The 16,652-nt window shown below is 72.4% G+C and carries 18 protein-coding genes; 8 read left to right on the top strand and 10 right to left on the bottom strand.

Features of this window, described 5'->3' with window-relative positions; all coding sequences use genetic code 11:
- The first annotated feature begins 65 nt into the window (after positions 1-65).
- Positions 66-992 (top strand): hypothetical protein, encoded by a 927-nt coding sequence (locus AB5J73_RS38460; RefSeq protein WP_370963728.1) that lies wholly within the window; start codon positions 66-68, stop codon positions 990-992.
- Here AB5J73_RS38460 and AB5J73_RS38465 read toward each other — a convergent pair.
- The 3 genes from AB5J73_RS38465 to AB5J73_RS38475 all read right to left on the bottom strand — a co-directional run bounded on the left by AB5J73_RS38465 (position 949) and on the right by AB5J73_RS38475 (position 2,850).
- On the bottom strand, positions 949-1,671 hold the full coding sequence (locus AB5J73_RS38465) for a flavin reductase family protein (protein WP_370963729.1): 723 nt from the start codon (positions 1,669-1,671) through the stop codon (positions 949-951). The genes AB5J73_RS38460 and AB5J73_RS38465 overlap by 44 nt on opposite strands.
- Positions 1,672-1,745: 74 nt before the next feature.
- Entirely contained in the window at positions 1,746-2,363 is a 618-nt protein-coding gene (locus AB5J73_RS38470; RefSeq protein ID WP_370963730.1) for a hypothetical protein, read from the bottom strand.
- 25 nt (positions 2,364-2,388) lie between these two features.
- Positions 2,389-2,850 carry a hypothetical protein gene (locus AB5J73_RS38475; protein WP_370963731.1) on the bottom strand — a complete coding sequence of 154 codons (462 nt, stop codon included), beginning with the start codon at positions 2,848-2,850 and terminating at the stop codon, positions 2,389-2,391.
- A gap of 243 nt (positions 2,851-3,093) precedes the next feature.
- On the opposite strand from AB5J73_RS38475, the gene AB5J73_RS38480 reads away from it, so the two are divergent.
- Positions 3,094-3,858, top strand: coding sequence for a polysaccharide lyase family 7 protein (locus AB5J73_RS38480; protein WP_370963732.1), 765 nt, complete (start codon positions 3,094-3,096; stop codon positions 3,856-3,858).
- A 36-nt stretch (positions 3,859-3,894) separates the two neighbouring features.
- Here AB5J73_RS38480 and AB5J73_RS38485 read toward each other — a convergent pair whose 3' ends face one another.
- The gene (locus AB5J73_RS38485) at positions 3,895-4,917 is read right to left on the bottom strand and encodes an LLM class flavin-dependent oxidoreductase (RefSeq protein ID WP_370963733.1); all 1,023 of its coding nucleotides are present in this window, start codon (positions 4,915-4,917) and stop codon (positions 3,895-3,897) included.
- A gap of 130 nt (positions 4,918-5,047) precedes the next feature.
- Here AB5J73_RS38485 and AB5J73_RS38490 point away from each other — a divergent pair, with 130 nt between their 5' ends.
- Both AB5J73_RS38490 and AB5J73_RS38495 read left to right on the top strand, forming a co-directional pair.
- The gene (locus AB5J73_RS38490) at positions 5,048-5,512 is read left to right on the top strand and encodes a hypothetical protein (RefSeq protein ID WP_370963734.1); all 465 of its coding nucleotides are present in this window, start codon (positions 5,048-5,050) and stop codon (positions 5,510-5,512) included.
- 127 nt (positions 5,513-5,639) lie between these two features.
- On the top strand, positions 5,640-7,310 hold the full coding sequence (locus tag AB5J73_RS38495; protein ID WP_370963735.1) for an alpha/beta fold hydrolase: 1,671 nt from the start codon (positions 5,640-5,642) through the stop codon (positions 7,308-7,310).
- Here AB5J73_RS38495 and AB5J73_RS38500 read toward each other — a convergent pair.
- The 3 genes from AB5J73_RS38500 to AB5J73_RS38510 are packed head-to-tail and all read right to left on the bottom strand — an operon-like array spanning position 7,294 to position 9,741.
- Positions 7,294-8,640, bottom strand: a complete 1,347-nt coding sequence (locus tag AB5J73_RS38500) for an alpha/beta hydrolase (protein WP_370963736.1) — start codon at positions 8,638-8,640, stop codon at positions 7,294-7,296. The genes AB5J73_RS38495 and AB5J73_RS38500 overlap by 17 nt on opposite strands.
- Positions 8,641-8,691: 51 nt before the next feature.
- On the bottom strand, positions 8,692-9,144 hold the full coding sequence (locus AB5J73_RS38505) for a MarR family winged helix-turn-helix transcriptional regulator (protein WP_370963737.1): 453 nt from the start codon (positions 9,142-9,144) through the stop codon (positions 8,692-8,694).
- A 51-nt stretch (positions 9,145-9,195) separates the two neighbouring features.
- Entirely contained in the window at positions 9,196-9,741 is a 546-nt protein-coding gene (locus AB5J73_RS38510; RefSeq protein ID WP_370963738.1) for a TetR/AcrR family transcriptional regulator, read from the bottom strand.
- Between the two features lie 127 nt (positions 9,742-9,868).
- On the opposite strand from AB5J73_RS38510, the gene AB5J73_RS38515 reads away from it, so the two are divergent.
- Positions 9,869-11,434: a cytochrome c biogenesis protein DipZ gene (locus tag AB5J73_RS38515; RefSeq protein ID WP_370963739.1), complete on the top strand. Its 1,566-nt coding sequence runs from the start codon at positions 9,869-9,871 to the stop codon at positions 11,432-11,434.
- A 24-nt stretch (positions 11,435-11,458) separates the two neighbouring features.
- On the opposite strand, the gene AB5J73_RS38520 is transcribed toward AB5J73_RS38515, so the two are convergent.
- Positions 11,459-12,013 (bottom strand): TetR/AcrR family transcriptional regulator, encoded by a 555-nt coding sequence (locus AB5J73_RS38520; protein WP_370963740.1) that lies wholly within the window; start codon positions 12,011-12,013, stop codon positions 11,459-11,461.
- An 85-nt stretch (positions 12,014-12,098) separates the two neighbouring features.
- On the opposite strand from AB5J73_RS38520, the gene AB5J73_RS38525 reads away from it, so the two are divergent.
- The 3 genes from AB5J73_RS38525 (at position 12,099) to AB5J73_RS38535 (ending at position 15,751) form a co-directional block, all read left to right on the top strand.
- On the top strand, positions 12,099-12,830 hold the full coding sequence (locus AB5J73_RS38525; protein WP_370963741.1) for an SDR family NAD(P)-dependent oxidoreductase: 732 nt from the start codon (positions 12,099-12,101) through the stop codon (positions 12,828-12,830).
- A gap of 81 nt (positions 12,831-12,911) precedes the next feature.
- On the top strand, positions 12,912-14,372 hold the full coding sequence (locus AB5J73_RS38530; RefSeq protein ID WP_370963742.1) for an aldehyde dehydrogenase: 1,461 nt from the start codon (positions 12,912-12,914) through the stop codon (positions 14,370-14,372).
- Positions 14,369-15,751, top strand: coding sequence for an MDR family MFS transporter (locus tag AB5J73_RS38535; protein WP_370963743.1), 1,383 nt, complete (start codon positions 14,369-14,371; stop codon positions 15,749-15,751). Before AB5J73_RS38530 ends, AB5J73_RS38535 begins: the two co-directional genes overlap by 4 nt.
- Here AB5J73_RS38535 and AB5J73_RS38540 read toward each other — a convergent pair.
- Positions 15,715-16,200 carry a carboxymuconolactone decarboxylase family protein gene (locus tag AB5J73_RS38540; RefSeq protein ID WP_370963744.1) on the bottom strand — a complete coding sequence of 162 codons (486 nt, stop codon included), beginning with the start codon at positions 16,198-16,200 and terminating at the stop codon, positions 15,715-15,717. The genes AB5J73_RS38535 and AB5J73_RS38540 overlap by 37 nt on opposite strands.
- 10 nt (positions 16,201-16,210) lie before the next feature.
- Positions 16,211-16,516: a hypothetical protein gene (locus AB5J73_RS38545; protein WP_370963745.1), complete on the bottom strand. Its 306-nt coding sequence runs from the start codon at positions 16,514-16,516 to the stop codon at positions 16,211-16,213.
- Positions 16,517-16,652: the final 136 nt, after the last annotated feature.

Raw genomic sequence — 16,652 nt, forward strand, 5'->3', positions numbered from 1 at the left:
GTATTCCCACAGCAAGACACAGCTGAACGACAGGTCGATCCGGATCCGCGGGCCGTTGGACGGGCATGGGAAGACGGATCCGCTGGACACTCGCGGGCGCGGGGCTGACGGCCGCCGCGCTGACGGCCGGGGTGCTGGTCTCGGTCGGCGGCCGCGCCGCCACCCCGGCGCCGGTGGCCGAGGTGGCGGACCCGCCGCCGGACACCGCGATCAGCCCCGGCCCGGTGACGTCGACGTCCGAGGTGCCCTACCCGGACCTGTCGGCGGTCGCCGCCGGCGTCGCGGACGCGGTGACGGCCGCTTCGCCGCGGACGACTGTCGGGTTCGTCCTGTACGACCGGGAATCGGGGAAGGAACTGGCGTCCCTCGGCGCCGACGAGCCGTACTACACCGCGTCGGTGGTCAAACTGCTGATCGCCATCGACGAGGTGCGCGACGACACCACCGGCACGTGGGCGCTCCCGGACGCCGGCGCCGTCGAAGACCTCACCGACATGCTCGAGGGCAGCGACGACGCGATCGCGTCGGCGTTCTGGGAGCGCAACGGCGGCAACGCCATCGTGACGCGCACCGCGGCCCTGCTCGGCCTGGCGCACACGACCCCGCCCGCCGACCCGACGCAGTGGGGCATGGCCGAGACGAGCGCCGGCGACGTGCTGGCGATCTACCAGTACCTCGAAGACACGATGCCGGACGAGGTGGCCCAGCCGATCCTGACGGCGCTGGGCAACGCCCGGAACCCGGCCGACGACGGCTGGGACCAGTACTTCGGCATCCCGGACGGCCTGAGCGGGATGTCCTGGCAGATCAAGCAGGGCTGGATGATCCTGCGCTCGTCGCTGGTCCTCAACACCACCGGCGTGGTCGGCGACCGCTACGTCGTGGTGCTGCTGACGCAACAGCCGCCGATCGCTTCGGCCGAGGGCCGCGCCGCGGTGACCGCCGGGATCAAGACGCTCGCTCCCCTGCTGGCGCAGCTGAACGCGACGTGACCCCGCGGGCGCGGTCGATGTCCGGACCGCGGTACAGCCGCTCGGGGATGCGGGCCAGCGTCGAGGGGTGGACCTGCGGGCCGAGGCCGTAGAGCTTCTGGAAGCTCATGATGAGCGGCCGCCAGCGATCCGGGTCGATGTGGTCGTCGCTGCCGGCCGCCCGGATGTCGTCGTGGACGAACACGCGCTGCACGCGCACCTCGATCGCGACGATCCCGCCGCGTTGCCGGTCGTCCTCGTCGGCGAGCGGGTGCACGGCCTCCAGCACGGCCTCCATGGCGACCGGGCATTCGGCGACCCGTGGCGGCGCGACGGTTTCCGACGGTACGGGAGTCAGCCCGGCCCGCTCGAACTTCCCCGCGACGTGGAAGTACCCCCGCTTCCGCTTGCCCTCCGGCACGGGATCGGACCCGGTGGTCAGCGCAAGCCGGTCGACGGCCGCGGCGAGGGCGTCGGAGGGCAGGTTGAGCACGCATTCACCGGTGCGGAGCAGGTTTTGGGTGGTCTTGGAGCGGGCGCCGAGCCCGAGCATCGCACGCCAGCCGAGCCAGAAGGCCGAGGACATCGGCGCGAGGTTGGCGGAGCCGTCTTCGTTGGTGCTGGAGAGGAGGACGACCGGGGTGCCGAAGTAGAGGATGCCGGGCTCGATGGCCGTGTGCGCAGGGGTTTCCGTCTTCACGCGTTCGATGGTGCCGTCCACAGGGGACGCTCCGCTGGCGGGAATCGGCCATCGCGATTCCCGCCCGCAGCGCGTCAGCCGCAGTGTTCGGCGCGTTCCTGGTCCGTCATCGGTGCGGTGTGCTGGGTGATGTCGCCGGTCGAGCCGGGGACCGGGCCTTCCGCGTCGAAGTCCTGGTACCAGATGTAGTGGCCGTAGAACCGGTCGCCGAAGTGCATCTCGTACGTGCCGTGCACCTTCTGCAGCTTCGGCGCCCGCTCCACCCAGCCCTTCTCCCCCGGGCGGACGTCCACGTTGGTCGCCTGGCCCTCGGTGTGGGACGACTCCCAGGTGTGCTGGTACGACGTCTCGATGGACACCTTGAACACTTCCGAGAACCCGTATTCGGCCGACAGGGACACGCCGAAGCTGTTCGACTCGCCCGTCGTGTCGGACCAGTTCACGGTGCTGCGCTGCAGATCTTGCGTGCAGTTGTAGGCGGCCTCGCCGACCTGGTGCCCGGCGCCGGTGTGCTCCTCCGGCGGGCCGGCCGGGTGGAACACGCACGAGTCCGTGCCGTTGTCGCACTTGTCGAGCAGTTCCCGCGCGGTGGGCTGGTCCTCGGCGGACGCGGCGGGGGCGGTGAGCACGAGGCCGGCGGCGGTCACCAGGCCGAGGCCCGTCGCCACCCACGTGGTGCGCTTGCTGGTCATGCGGTCACTCCCTTTCGCAGGTGGCTCAGCTGAAGCCGATGGACTGGGTCCGGTCGTCCATGAAGGACCCGACGTTGCCGGTGTTCTCCTTGAACGGGCCGTCGCGGTCGCCGCCGAGGTTCGGCTCCGGGTAGAGCCAGATCCAGCAGTTCCCCCACGGCTGCACCGAGGAGATCTTGTTCTTCCAGTCGTCGCCGAGGTCGAACTGCCAGTTCACCCAGCCGTCCTTCTTGCACAGTTCCGGGCCGGTGATGGTCAGCGAGTTCCCCGTGTAATCGGGACCGTCGAAGAAAGTGCCCTGCACGACGTCACCGTTGGCCGACGCGGTCAGCGCCATGCGGCTCGAAGAGCATTGCTGCACCCCGGTTCCGACGTTCAGCACGCAGTGCTTCGGCGCGGGTGCCGCGGTCGCCGGTGCCACCCCGAGCGAAGTCAGCGCGGCCGCCGCGGCAGCCGTCGCCGCGGCTTTTCTGGTCCAGTTCCCCATTTTCCCTGCTCCTTCCGGTGAGCTCCGGTCCGACGGGTCGAACGTAACTCCAGGCTGGCGCGCTCGCCGCCGCGTTGCCCGGCGGCACCGCCGGGTCTGCCTGATCCCTTCGAAAACGGGCAGCGAATCTTGACATCCGGCGATCGTCGTCCTACCGTGGGTCCACGCCGCCGGGTTGTCCAGACCATTTATTCACGTCCGTGAACGAATGGTGCAGCGTCTCATCGCGAAAGGACACCCACGATGCGCGTGCGTGCCTTGTTCGTCCTGCTGACGGTCCCGGCACTGGCCGCGGCCACCGCGTTGCCCGCCGTGGCGGCGGATCCGTCCGTGGCCCCGGGCGGCAACTTCGACCTGTCGGTCTGGCAGCTCCAGGAACCGGTCGGCTCGCCGGGTAAGCCGACCACGATCTCGTCGTCCCGCCTGCAGGGGCCGAACGGCTTCCAGGACAGCTACTTCTACACCGACACCCGCGACGGCGCGATGACCTTCTGGGCGCCGGAAAAGGGCGTCACCACGCCGAACTCGAACTACGCGCGGTCGGAGCTGCGCGAGATGAACCGCGACGGCTCCGCGGCGAACTGGTCGCTGAGCGGGTCGCACAAGCTCAGCGCGACGCTGCGCGTGGTGTCGGTGACGTCGAACGTGTGCGTCGGCCAGGTGCACCTCGGCACCGGCGGGTCGTCCACGAAACCGCTGCTGGAGCTGTACTACCGCGCGAGCGGGGACATCGTGCTGGGCACGGAGAACTCACCCGACGGCGGGCAGACGCCGCACACCGTCGGCCACGTCTCGCTCGGCAAGACGTGGACCTACACGATCGGCATCTCCGGCGGCAACACCATCGACCTCACGGTCAACGGCAGCACCACGCACTACGGCATCCCGTCGTCGTTCAACGCGTACAAGCAGTACTTCAAGGCGGGCTCGTACAACCAGTCCTCTTCGGACAGCACGACGAAGGGCGCGCGGGTCGCGTTCTACGGCCTGAAGGTCACGCAAGGCTGACGGCGAACGGCCCGGCCGCCACCGGGCCGCTCGCGCTCAGCGCCAGCCGAGCTCGGGTGCCACGTGGGTGAGGATGTCCGCCAGCACGTGGGTGTTGTAGTCGACGCCGAGCTGGTTCGGGACGGTCAGCAGGAGGGTGTCCGCGGCCTCGACCGCCTCGTCCTCCTTGAGCAGCCGCACCAGTTCGTCGGGCTCCGCGGCGTACGAACGGCCGAAGATCGCGCGGGTGTTCTCGTCGATCATGCCGACCTGGTCGCGCGAGTGGCGGTCGCGGCCGAAGTAGGCGCGGTCGAGGTCGGTGGTCAGCGCGAAGATGCTGCGGCTGACCGACACGCGCGGCTCGCGGGTGTGGCCGGCGTCCTTCCACGCGTCGCGGTAGGCCTCGATCTGCTTGCGCTGCTGGACGTGCAGCGGCTCGCCCGTCTCGTCGTCCTTGAGCGTCGAGCTCTGCAGGTTCATGCCCAGCTTCGCGGCCCAGACGCCGGTCGCGTTCGAACCGGACCCCCACCAGATGCGCTCGCGCAGCCCTTCCGAGTGCGGCTCGATGCGCAGCAGCCCGGGCGGGTTGGCGAACATCGGGCGCGGGTTCGGCTCTGCGAAGCCCTCGCCGCCGAGCACCTCGAGGAACAGCTCCGTGCGCCGCCGGGCCATGTCGGCGTCGGTCTCGCCCTCGGCCGGGGCGTAGCCGAAGTAGCGCCAGCCGTCGATGACCTGCTCGGGGGATCCCCGGCTGATGCCGAGCTGGAGCCGGCCGCCCGAGATGAGGTCGGCGGCGCCGGCCTCCTCGGCCATGTACAGCGGGTTCTCGTAGCGCATGTCGATCACGCCGGTGCCGATCTCGATCTTCGAGGTGCGCGCGCCGATCGCGGAGAGCAGCGGGAACGGGCTGCCGGCCTGCCGCGCGAAGTGGTGCACGCGGAAGTAGGCGCCGTCCACGCCGAGCTCCTCGGCGGCGACCGCGAGGTCGATCGACTGGTGCAGGAAGTCGGCGGCCGACCGGGTCTCGGAGTGCGCGCCCGGCGACCAGTGGCCGAACGACAGGAAACCGATGTTCTTCACGTCCCTCCCAGCGTCCGGCGGCCGGGTTTGATTCCCGGGTGTGAGCAGGCCGACCGGGGTCGCTCGTTCCGGTGAACCGTGGCCGGTGACCGGCCCGGCCGGGTACCCCGCCGGAAACGAGGAGGCGCGCATGCCCGACAACGACCTCACCGGGTTCCTGCTCATCGGACTGGTCATCGTGCTGGCCGACGGCCAGGTCCTCTACCGCGGCGCCCGCCGCTACCTGACGGGGCCGGACGGCGACCGCACCGGCTCGATGGCCTGGCCGGTGGTGACCGTCTTCCACCTGGTCGCGTTCGGCGTCCTGGCGCTGCTGTCGGTGGTCGGCCCGCAGTGGTCGGGCTCGGCCGCCGCGCTGGTCGGCAGGCTCGGTGTCTTCCTGCTGCTGCTGGCCGTGGTCCACGTGCTCACGCTCGCCGTGCTCGCCCGCGGCCGCCAGGACCGGATCGTCGAAGCCCGCTTCCAGGAGCGCGAAGCCGAACGGCCGGGTGCTGAGCCGCTCGCCGAGCCCACCGTCGCCCCCGTGCCCGGCCAGGAGGGCCGGCACCCGGAGGTGAGCCCCGACCTCGGCCACCACGGGCCGTACCGCGCCTGAGCGGGTTCACCGGTTCGAGGTCAATCATGATCTTCGTGCTGCTTCGGCCCCGCCCGCCGTGCTTGGATTCCCCCGCCAGAGCGCGACGAAGGGAACTGCGGTGCGAACGTCCCGGGCAGGGTTGGCGGTGGCCGTCTCGGTGCTGGTGGTGACGACGGCGCCCGCCGCCGCGACCACGCCCGATCCCCTCGCGCCGTACCTGACGCAGCAGGTGGCGTGGGGCGGCTGCCCGTTCGCCAAGCGGATCGAGGCGCAGCCCGCGCAGTGCGCGCGGATCACCGTCCCGCGGGACTGGGCGGCGCCCGGCTCGGGCACCGACCTCAAGGTGTCCATCAGCCGCGCCGACGCCACCGGCAGCCGGCGCGGGGCGATCCTGGTCAACCCCGGCGGGCCCGGTGGCCAGGGCACCTCCCTCCCCGGTGTGCTGGCCGGGCTGGAGCCGGCGCTGAACGAGCACTTCGACCTCGTCGGCATGGACCCGCGCGGCACCGGCCAGGAAGGCGGCGCCGACGCCGGCTTCGTCTGCCGGGTACCCACCGGGCGGCTGCCGCAGGCGGACGACCTCGACGCCCGCGACCGGTCGGCCGGCAGCATCGCGCAGCACCAGCTGGCGCCGCGGGCGGTGGCCGAGGCGTGCCAGAGCGACGCGGTCGCGCCCTACGTCACCACCTGGCAGACCGCGCACGACATGGACCTGATCCGCGCCCTGCTGAAGGACGAGCGGCTCAACTACCTCGGCTACTCCTACGGGACGTGGCTGGGCGCGAAGTACGCGTCGCTGTTCCCGGACCACGCGGGCAAGTTCGTGCTCGACTCCAGCGTGAACTTCGAAGGCCGGCTCCAGGCCGCGTTCGAAGCCTTCCCGAAGATCGACCAGCGCCAGTTCGACGACGTCTACGCGCCTTGGCTCGCCCGCCGCTTCCCCGAGCAACTCGGCAAGACCGCCGCGCAGGTCCGGGCGAAGTGGGAGCGGCTGCGCGCGTTCTTCAAGCGCGAGGGCCTCTCCCCGGACCTCTTCGACCACGTCTTCGTCGGCAACGGCAGCACCCGCCAGTGGCTGGCCGGCGCGCTGATCCTCACCAAGGGCGCCGAAGCGCTCGACGGCACCGCCGCCCCGCCGCCCGCGGCCCTGAAAGACGACCTCGACGACGTCTCGCGCGCGGTGTTCGGCGTCCCGGCCGCCGGGCTGACCGCCACGGGCGTGGTGCGGACGCTCGCGGCACCCGAGCCGGACTACGCCGACGTCCCCGGCACCCGGCTGGCGGTGGCGTGCGCCGACCAGCCGTCGCGGAATTCGGGCTGGTACAAGCTGCTCAGCGACCTGCAGGGCCCGCAGTACCCGCTCTTCGGCTGGGCGTACGGTCTCAGCGAGCCGTGCGGCTACTGGTCCGAGCTCCCCCGGCACGAGCTGCCGAAGCTGCCGGCGAACGCCGCGAAGAACGTGCTGGTCGTGCAGGGCGAATTCGACCCGCAGACCGGCTACGAACAGGCCGCGGCGGCGGCGCGGGCGACCGGTGTCCCGATGGTCTCGGTGGCGGATTCGCCGTTCCACGGCCAGTACGCGGTGAGCGGCAATTCCTGTGTGGACGATCTGGTGAACGGGTTCTACCTCGGCGCCGCCCGCCCCGCGGCGACCATCTGCCCCGGCGTCCCGCTGCCCGGGGACAAGGCGGTCTTCCCGGTCCCGGGTCCGGCGGGCGAACCGGAAGCGGCCCCGGAACCGGCGCCGCGCGACGGCCTTTCGACCGCGCGGCAACGACTCCAGGACACCATCAGCGCGGTCAACCGCGGGCGCTGAGCCCGCCGGTCAGCCGCGGCGGGTCGAACCGGACGTACCGCCCCTGGTCCCCCAGCGCGGCGGTGGCTTCGTTCAGGCGCGCCGGCTCCGCGACGTCGTCCCAGCGCCCGGACTCGATGCGGAACTCCAGCGCCCGCAGCGCCGCGATGCCCTCGGCCGGCCGGAACGCGCAGTGGCCCGTCGCCCCGACGTACGCCTGGCGCAGCAGGGTGCCGCGGCCGGCCCGGTGGACCTGCCCGGCGTACCAGTCCTCCTGTTCGACCGGCACGAGCTGGTCGGCGGTGGTGTGGATGTCCAGCGCCGGGACGCGCAGCCGGCCGGTCACCATCGACGTGCGCGCGAGGGTGCCGACCGCCCGCGGGTCCGGCCGGATGTCCGCGTCGCGGGTCAGCGCCGCCAGATCGGCGTCCAGGTCGAGCCCGGCCGCCCGGTACAGCGCGCGGACCTGGCGGGCGTGGCTGCTGCCCGCCAGCAGCTTCCCGTAGTCGACGCCGGCGGTGGCCGCGCTGTTGCCGCCCGCGGCCAGCTCGATCTGGTAGCGGCCGGTCACCACGAACCCGAGCACGAACTGCGCGAGCTCTTGCTGCTGCTGGACTTCCTGGCCCGCGTAGTCGGTCGGCGCCGGCGGGGTCGGGCCGGTGAACCAGCCCGCCTCGTTGAAGAACGCGGCGGCCAGCGCGATCCGCGCGCGGCCCGCCGGGGTGGCCTGGCCGTCGGTCGCGAGCCGGGTGAGGGTCGCGGCGGACGCGCTCGCTTCGGCCGCGCTGCCGAACCGGACCAGCTTGACGGCCTGCTCCGGGGCGAGCAGGCGGGCGAGCGCGTATTCGCCGTGCAGCTGGTAGCTGTTCAGGTTGAGCGCCCCGGCGACCAGCCCGCAGGTGCTCAGCACGCCGTCGAGCCGCGGGGTTTCGGCTTCGAGCGCGCTGACGAGCCCGCCCATCGACGTGCCCCAGCCGATGGTGCGCCGCGGGTGGCCGGTGATCCGCTCGAGCGCGGCCAGCGCGCCGAACTGGTCGTCGACGGCCGAGGCGAGCGCCCACCACGACGGGCCGCTGTAGGACGACCCGACCAGGGCGTACCCGCGGGCGAGCAGCGCGTCCCGGGTCTCGGGGTTCGGCGCGTCCTGCGCGGCGAGCGGCCCGAACCCGTGGCTGTACAGGATGGTCGTGCCGTTCCACGCGGCCGGCACGTCGGCCACCCAGGTGGCGCCGTCCGGCAGCTGTCCGGTGTACTGCCCGGCCGCGGCGGCGACACCCGCGGTCAGGCCGAGCGCCGTCACGATCGAAGCGGCCAGTGCGATCACGCGGCCGTACCACCTGCGCATGCCCATGCGGGCAGGGTGCCACGACGACGGAGAGATGTACAGGTTTCCTGTACTTGTTCAGTGGGACGGCCGGTCCGAGAGCGCCGAATGGCAGGCGACGACGTAGTCGCGGAACCGGGCGGCGTCGCCCTCGTCCAGCTTCGCGAGCATCCGCTGTTCGAGCGAGGCCACGTCGTCGCGGACGCGGTCGAGGACCGCGCCGCCGGGGCCGGTCAGCCGGATCACGCGCCGCCGCCGGTCGCGCGGGTCGCCTTCCCGCGCGATGAAGCCCTGCCGTTCGAGCGCGACCACCATGTCGGCCATCGCCTGGTCGGTGACGAACGAGTTCCGCGCGAGCTCCGCCGTGGTGAGCCCCGACCGCCGCTCCAGCACGGTGAGCGCGGTGTACTGCAACGGCGTCAGCCCGACCGGCCGCAACACCTCGTCCAACCGGGCCCGGACGGCGAGCTCGAGCTGTTTCACCAGGTACAGCAGGCCGGGCCCGGGCCGGCCCGCGGGGGTTTCGGACACCGCACCATGGTGACCGACCGGCGCGCCCGGTGCTCAGCCGGGCCGCCGGCCCTACCGGTCGGTCCCGAAGGCGCGCAGGAACGTGTCCACGATGACGTCGGCCGCCTGCGCGTCGCTCAACCCGGGCATGTCCCGCGTCGCCAGGTGCACCAGCTGGCCGAGCACGTTGCCCGGCCACCGCGCCGGCACCCCGTCGCGCAGCAGCCCCTCGTCGGTGGCGCGCCGCAGGAACCGGTCCACCTCCTCGACCGACCGGCGGCGACGCGCCCAGATCTCCGGGTCCGTGCGCATCATCGCGAGCTCGGCGGGCCACTTGCGGTTGACGCCGACGATCTCCTCGACGTACCGGTGCAGGGCCACCGGCACCGGCGCCTCGCGGAGGCGGGCCGTCTCGATCGCCGCCTCGATCGCGTCCAGGCGGGCCTCGTACACCGCTGCCAGCAGCTCTTCGCGGCCGGTGAACCGGCGGTACACCGTGCGGCGGTCCACGCCGGCCTCCGCGGCGATCGCCGCGATGCTCGTCGCCGGGTCGTCGGCGAGCATGCGGGCACCCGTCGTCAGGAGGAGTTCGAGGTTGCGCGCGGCGTCGGCTCTCACCACCTCAACATACCCTCGGCTGTCGCCTTCGGACCGGTAACCGTCACACCACTGAGACCCTGACGAAACCCTTACCGCCCGTTCCCGGCCCGCCGGAGCGGCCGCCGGCACGGCTAGCTTCGGGCAGGTGCCCGCCCTGCTCTTCGCCGGTCTGCTCGCCGGGATCGTCACCAGCGTTTCGCCGTGCGTCCTGCCCGTCCTGCCCGTCGTGCTGACCGCGGGCGCGCGCCGGCCCTGGGGCGTCGTCGGCGGGCTGGTGACCAGCTTCAGCCTCACGACGCTGCTCGGTTCGCTTGTGCTCGCCGCGCTCGGCCTGCCCGCCGGGCTGCTGCGGGACGCGGGGATCGCGGCACTGGTCCTGCTGGGACTCGGGCTCCTGGCCCCGCGCGCGGGCGAGCTGCTGGAGCGGCCGTTCACCCGGCTCCGCGGCCGGGCCACCGCACCCGGCCGCGGCGGGTTCGCCACCGGACTGGCGCTCGGGCTCGTGTACGTGCCGTGCGCGGGTCCGGTGCTGGCCACCATCGCCGTCGTCGGGGCGACGCACCGGATCGGCTTCGACAGCCTGCTGCTGACCGCGGCTTTCGGCGTGGGCACGGGCATCCCGCTGCTCGTGCTCGCCGCTTCCGGTGGCGCGCTGGCCCGCCGCGCCCGGTTCCTGCGGGCGCACGCCCGCGGGCTGCGCGCCACGACCGGGGCCGCCCTGCTGCTGGTCGCCGCGGTCACCGCGTTCGACCTCGCCGCGCCGCTGCAGCGCGCGGTGCCCGACTACACCGCCGCCGCGCAGCAAGCTGTCGGCGCGGACCAGCTCGACCGGCTGACCCACGCGCCGGAGTTCACCGGCATCACCGCGTGGCTCAACACCCCGGGCGGGCGACCGGTGTCCCTGCGAGGGCTGCGCGGCAAGGTCGTCGTCGTCAGCTTCTGGACCTACAGCTGCATCAACTGCCGGCGGGCGCTGCCGCACCTCGAGCGGTGGTACGAGACCTACCGCGACGCCGGCCTGACGGTCGTCGGCGTGCACACCCCGGAGTTCGCCTTCGAGCACGACGCCGGCAACGTCGCCGACCAGGCCGGGGCGCTCGGCGTGACCTACCCGGTCGCCGTCGACGACGGCTACGCCACCTGGACCGCCTACGGCAACCGGTACTGGCCGGCCGCCTACCTCGTCGACGCCACCGGGCAGGTCCGGCGCACCAGCTTCGGCGAAGGCGGGTACGCGGATTTCGAACAGCAGATCCGCGCCGCGCTGACCGACGCCGGAACGCCCGCACTCCCCCGGGCCACCGACGTCCCGGACACGACCCCGGCCGGCGGGCTGACCCCGGAGACCCACCTCGGCGCCGAGCACGCTCCCCTGGCCACCAGCGGCAGCCGCGTCGCGGCCGGGCAGACCCGCGGCTACGCCTTCCCCGCCGCTGTCGACACGGACACCTTCGCGCTCGACGGCACGTGGACGGCGGACCCCGAGCACCTCACCGCGGGCCCCGGCGCCCGGCTGCGGCTGTCCTTCCGCGCCGCGTCCGTCCACTTGGTACTCGGCGGGACGGGAACGGTGACCGTGGACGGCACGTGCACCATCGCGGTCGGCGGCCCGCCGACGCTGTACCCGGTGCTGGACGGGCATTCCGGGCCCGGCGAGCTGACGTTGTCGCTCAGCCCGGGGTTGCGGGCCTACGCCTTCACGTTCGGCTGAAGCCGGGCGACGCCGGGGCGGGTGTCATCCCCCGCGCAGCCCGGCGAGCGCGACGTCGAAGACCCGCTGCCGTTGCGCCTCGTCGACGTACTCGACGGTGCTGATGCCGGAAACCAGGCGCAGGACGTCGTCGATGGTCACCTCCGGCCGCACGGCACCGGCCTGCCGGGCACGGGCGAGCAGCGGCGCGCCGGCGGCGCGCATCGCCTTGCGGCACGCCTGGAAGCTGTCCGCCGAGCGGTTGAGCAGGTCGGAGAACGCGAGCTTGGTGCCGATGTAGTCCACGAACCGCCGCAACCAGGCGACCAGCGCGTCCCACGGCTCGAGCCCATCCAGCCCGGACGCGGCGAGACAGAGCTGCTCGACCTCGTCGCGGTGGACCTCCTCCACGAGGTCTTCGCGGGTCGGGAAGTTGCGGTACAGCGTGGCGATGCTCACCCCGGAGCGCCGCGCGACGTCCTCCATCGAAGCCCGCGACCCGTTGTCCGCGAACGCTTCCCGCGCGGCCGCGACCAGCGCGTCGAAGTTCCGCCGGGCGTCGGCCCGCTTCGGCCGCCGGGTGGGCAGTGCGCCGTCCATGACACCTCCGCTGAGTTGACAACCGTAGTGTACCTACGGTTAAAGTGTAGGGGTACTCTCACTTCCACTTCGGAGGCAGGAACCCATGTCTTTCCCCAAGATCGTGCTGGTCACCGGCGCCAACAAAGGCCTCGGCCTGGCCACCGCGCGACAGCTCGCCGAACTCGGCCACACCGTCCTCCTGGGCAGCCGCGACGCCGGGCGCGGGACCCTCGCGGCGAAGGAACTGGCCGCCACCGGCGTCACCGTGCACCCGATCCGGATCGACGTCACCGACGACGACTCCGTCCGCGAGGCGGCCGGGTGGATCGACCGCGAACACGGCCGCCTCGACACGCTGGTGAACAACGCCGGCCTGCTGAACCGCAAGCCCGCCACCGAAGTCACCGGCGCGGACCTGCGCCCCGAGTTCGAGACCAACGTGTTCGGGCTGGTCCGCGTGACCCACGCGATGCTGCCACTGCTGCGGAAGTCCTCCGTGGCCCGGATCGTCAACGTAGCCAGCGACTCGGCGATGTTCAGCAAGACGACCGAGCGCGGCTCGATGTTCGCCCGCTCGCACGATTCCTTCGCGTATTCCGCGACGAAAGCCGCGGTAAACATGCTGACCGTCAAGTACGCCAACGCTTTCCTCGACGACCCCGGACTGGCGCACATCCGGGTCAACGCCGTCACGCCCGGGTACACGGCCACTGATCTCAACGGCTTCCGGGGCACCCGCAGCGTCGACGAAGGCGCCCGCGCGTCGGTGCACTGGGCCACCGAGGGCGAAGGAACGGGCGGCTTCTACAACGACGAAGGCCGCCTGCCCTGGTGACCTGTGCACCGCCTCACACCTGCGTCTCTTATCGCGCCTAAGTGCTACATTGATGCGACAGAAGACGACCCAGGAGGCACAGTGATCACCCGGAACCAGCTCTTCGTCGGCGGCTCGTGGACGACCCCGAGCAGCACCGAACCGCTCGACATCGTTTCCCCGCACGACAATTCGGTGCTCGGCCGCGCGGTGCAGGCGCTGCCCGCCGATGTCGACCGGGCCGTCGCGGCCGCCCGGAAGGCGTTCGACGAGGGTCCGTGGCCGCGGACCGCGCCCGCCGAGCGCATCGCCGTGCTCCGGCGGCTGACCCAGCTGCGCGAGAAGCGCGCCGACGAGATCGCGGCGCTCATCTCGGCGGAGAACGGCTCGGCGCTGTGGTTCACCAAGGCCGGTCAGCCCGGGCTGACCCGGCAGGCCAACGCCTACCTGAAGGCGGCCGAGGAGTTCGGCTGGGAGCGGACGCTCGAGCCGTCGGACCCCGCCGCGCCGTTCCGGTCGGTCGTGCGGCGGGAGGCGATCGGGGTGGTCGCCGCGATCATCCCGTGGAACTCGCCGTTCTCCTCGGCACTGGCCAAGATCATCCCCGCGCTGCTCGCCGGCAACACCGTCGTCCTCAAGGTCTCCCCTGAAAACACGCTCAGCATGAGCCTCCTCGCGGACCTCCTGCTCGAGACCGGCCTGCCCGAGGGCGTGATCAGCGTGCTGCCCGCGGACCGCGAGACCAGCGAACACCTGGTGAAGCACCCCGACGTCGACAAGATCGCCTTCACCGGCTCGACCCGCGCCGGGCGCCGCATCGCGTCGCTGGCCGGCGAGCAGCTCAAGCGGGTCAGCCTCGAACTCGGCGGCAAGTCCGCCGCCGTGTTCCTGCCCGACGCCGACCTCGGCGCGGCGATCCAGGGCGTCAAGTTCGGTTCCCTGCTCAACAACGGCGAATCGTGCATCGCGCAGACTCGCATCCTCGCACCGCGCAACCGCTACGAAGAGGTCGTCGCCGGGCTGAAGGAGCTGATCGAGTCGCTGCCGGTGGGCGACCCCGCCGACGGCGAGACGTTCATCGGCCCGATGATCCGCCGGGACCAGCAGCAGCGCGTCCTCGACTACGTCCGCACCGGCGTCGAGGAAGGCGCGCGGCTCGTCACCGGCGGCGCGCAGGTCCCGGCCGGCCTGGAGGCGGGCAACTACGTGACACCCACGTTGTTCGCCGACGTCGACCCCTCGATGCGCATCGCGCAGGAGGAGATCTTCGGCCCGGTGCTGGTCGTCCTCCCCTACGACGACGAGGACGACGCCGTCCGCATCGCCAACGACTCCGAGTACGGCCTCTCCGGCGGGGTGTGGTCGGCCGACCCGGCGCACGCCCTGGCCGTCGCGCGCCGCATCCGGACCGGCACCGTCACCGTCAACGGCGCGCCGATCGGCTTCGACGGCCCGTTCGGCGGGTTCAAGGCCAGCGGCCTCGGCCGCGAATACGGCGCCGTCGGGCTCGGCACCTACACCGAATACCAGACCATCACCGTTCCGGAAAAGAAAGACCGATGAGCATCGACACCCCCGCCAGACCCGCGGTGCGCCCGGCGATGGCGGCCCTCTTCCTCGCCGTCCTGCTGGCCGCACTGGACCAGACCATCGTGGCCACCGCCTTGCCGAAGATCGCCGCCGACCTCGGCGGGTTCCGCGACATCGCCTGGATCACCGCGTCCTACCTGCTCGCCTCGACCGCCGCCACGCCGCTGTGGGGCAAGCTCGGCGACCTGCTCGGGCGCAAGCGCCTCTACCTCCTCGCCACGACGGCGTTCCTGGCCGCGTCCGCGCTCTGCGGACTGGCCCAGGACCTGCCCCAGCTCGTCGCGGCCCGCGCCCTGCAGGGCCTGGCCGGCGGCGGGATGATCGTCCTGACCTTCGCCCTCGTCGGCGACATCGCCGCACCCGCCGACCGCGGCCGCTACCAGGGCCGGTTCGGCTCGGTGTACGGCGTCGCCAGCATCGCCGGCCCGCTGCTCGGCGGGTTGTTCACCGACCACCTGTCGTGGCGGTGGGCGTTCCTGGTCAACGTCCCGGTCGGACTGGTCGCCGTGGTCCTCGCCGCGCGGGCCCTGCCCGCGGCGCCCCGTCGGACGGCCGTGCCCCGCATCGACTACGCGGGCGCGCTGCTGCTGGCCGGCGCGGCCACCGCGCTGGTCCTCATCACCTCCTTCGGCCCCCGGTGGGGCTGGACCGCGCCGGGCGCCCTGGCGCTCGCGGTCGCGGCGATCGTGCTCGTGGCCCTGGTGATCCCGGTCGAGCGCCGCGCCACGGCCCCCGTGCTGCCGCCGGCGATGTTCGCCTCGCGGACGGTCGTCATCGCCGCGCTGGTCGGGTTCATCGCCAACGTCGCGATGTTCAGCGTCCTGGTGTACCTGCCGACGTACCTCCAGGTCGTCGACGGCGTGTCGGCGACCCTGTCCGGGGTGCACCTGCTGCCGCTGGTGCTCGGGCTGGTGGTCAGCCAGTCGTTCGCCGGGCGGTGGGTGGCGAACCCGGCGCGAATCCGGCCGGTCCTGGTGACCGGCATGGCGCTGAACGTCGCCGGGCTCCTGCTGCTGAGCACGCTGACGCCCGGCCTCTCGCAGCTCGCCGTGATCGGCTACTTCGCCGTGACCGGGATCGGCATCGGCATGGTGCCGATGGTCGCGCTGACCGCCGCGCAGAACTCGGTGCCGTCAGCGGACATCGGGGCCGCCAGCGCCGTGGTGACCTTCGCCCGGTCGATCGGCGCGGCGTTCGGGGTGGCCGTCTTCGGCACCCTGCTGGGCGCCGACGTGGCCGGCCACATCGGCGAGGCGTTCCTGGCGATCGTCCCCGTCGTCGTGGCCGGCACCGTCCTCGCCGGACTGCTGCGGCGTCACCCGGCCAGCGCGGCGAACATCCCCGGCTCGTAGGAACCCCCCTTCTGGTGCACGAGCACGGCCAGCCGGTTGGCCGCGTTGATCAGGGCGACCAACGCGACCAGCGCGGCGGCCTGCTCGTCGTCGTAGTGCTCGCGCATCCGCGCCCAGGTCTCGTCGGACACGCCTTCGTGGGCGTCCGCGAGCCGGGTGCCCTCCTCCGCCACGGCGAGGGCGACCCGCTCGGCTTCGGTGAACACCGTCGACTCCCGCCACGCGGCGACGAGGTTGAGCCGCACGGCCGTCTCCCCCGCGGCCGCCGCGTCCTTGGTGTGCATGTCGATGCACCAGCCGCACCCGTTGATCTGGCTGGCCCGCAGGCTCACCAGCTCCCGGGTGGCCGCGGGCAGCGGCGAGCGCTCGAGCACCTGGCCGAGCGCGGCGAACCGCTTGGCCAGCCGGCTGCCGGTTTCGGTGCGGAACAGGTCGAGACGGGTTTCCATGGCTTCGTCCTCACTCGTGTCTCGGGGTGAACGACCTCAAGACACCGGCGGAGCGGGCCTTGTGACACCCCGGCGTAGATCGGCTGTGCACGTCCCCGCACCAGCGTGGCCGCAGCGTCACGCGAGAGAACAGGAAAACGATGGAAAACGGCACTACCGACCGGGCCGCACGGGCTTGGCTCGAGACGATGGCGCTGTTCGCGTCCAGGTCCGCGGCGAGCGGGTCGACGACCGGATCGTCGCCACCGCGGCCGCACACGGCCTGAAGCAGCGGGCACTGCTGCCCTTCATGGTGAAGGACCTCGACGGCGACCACGGCACCGCACCCGACGGCCTCGAGGTCCGGCAGGTGTCCGGTGTGGACAGCGAGGTGTACCGGACCACGACGGCCGCCGGGTACGAAGGCCCGGACCCGCTCTTCGCCGTCTTCGCCCGGCCGTCGGTGCTCGACC

The organism is Amycolatopsis sp. cg9, assembly GCF_041346945.1.
GTDB lineage: Bacteria > Actinomycetota > Actinomycetes > Mycobacteriales > Pseudonocardiaceae > Amycolatopsis.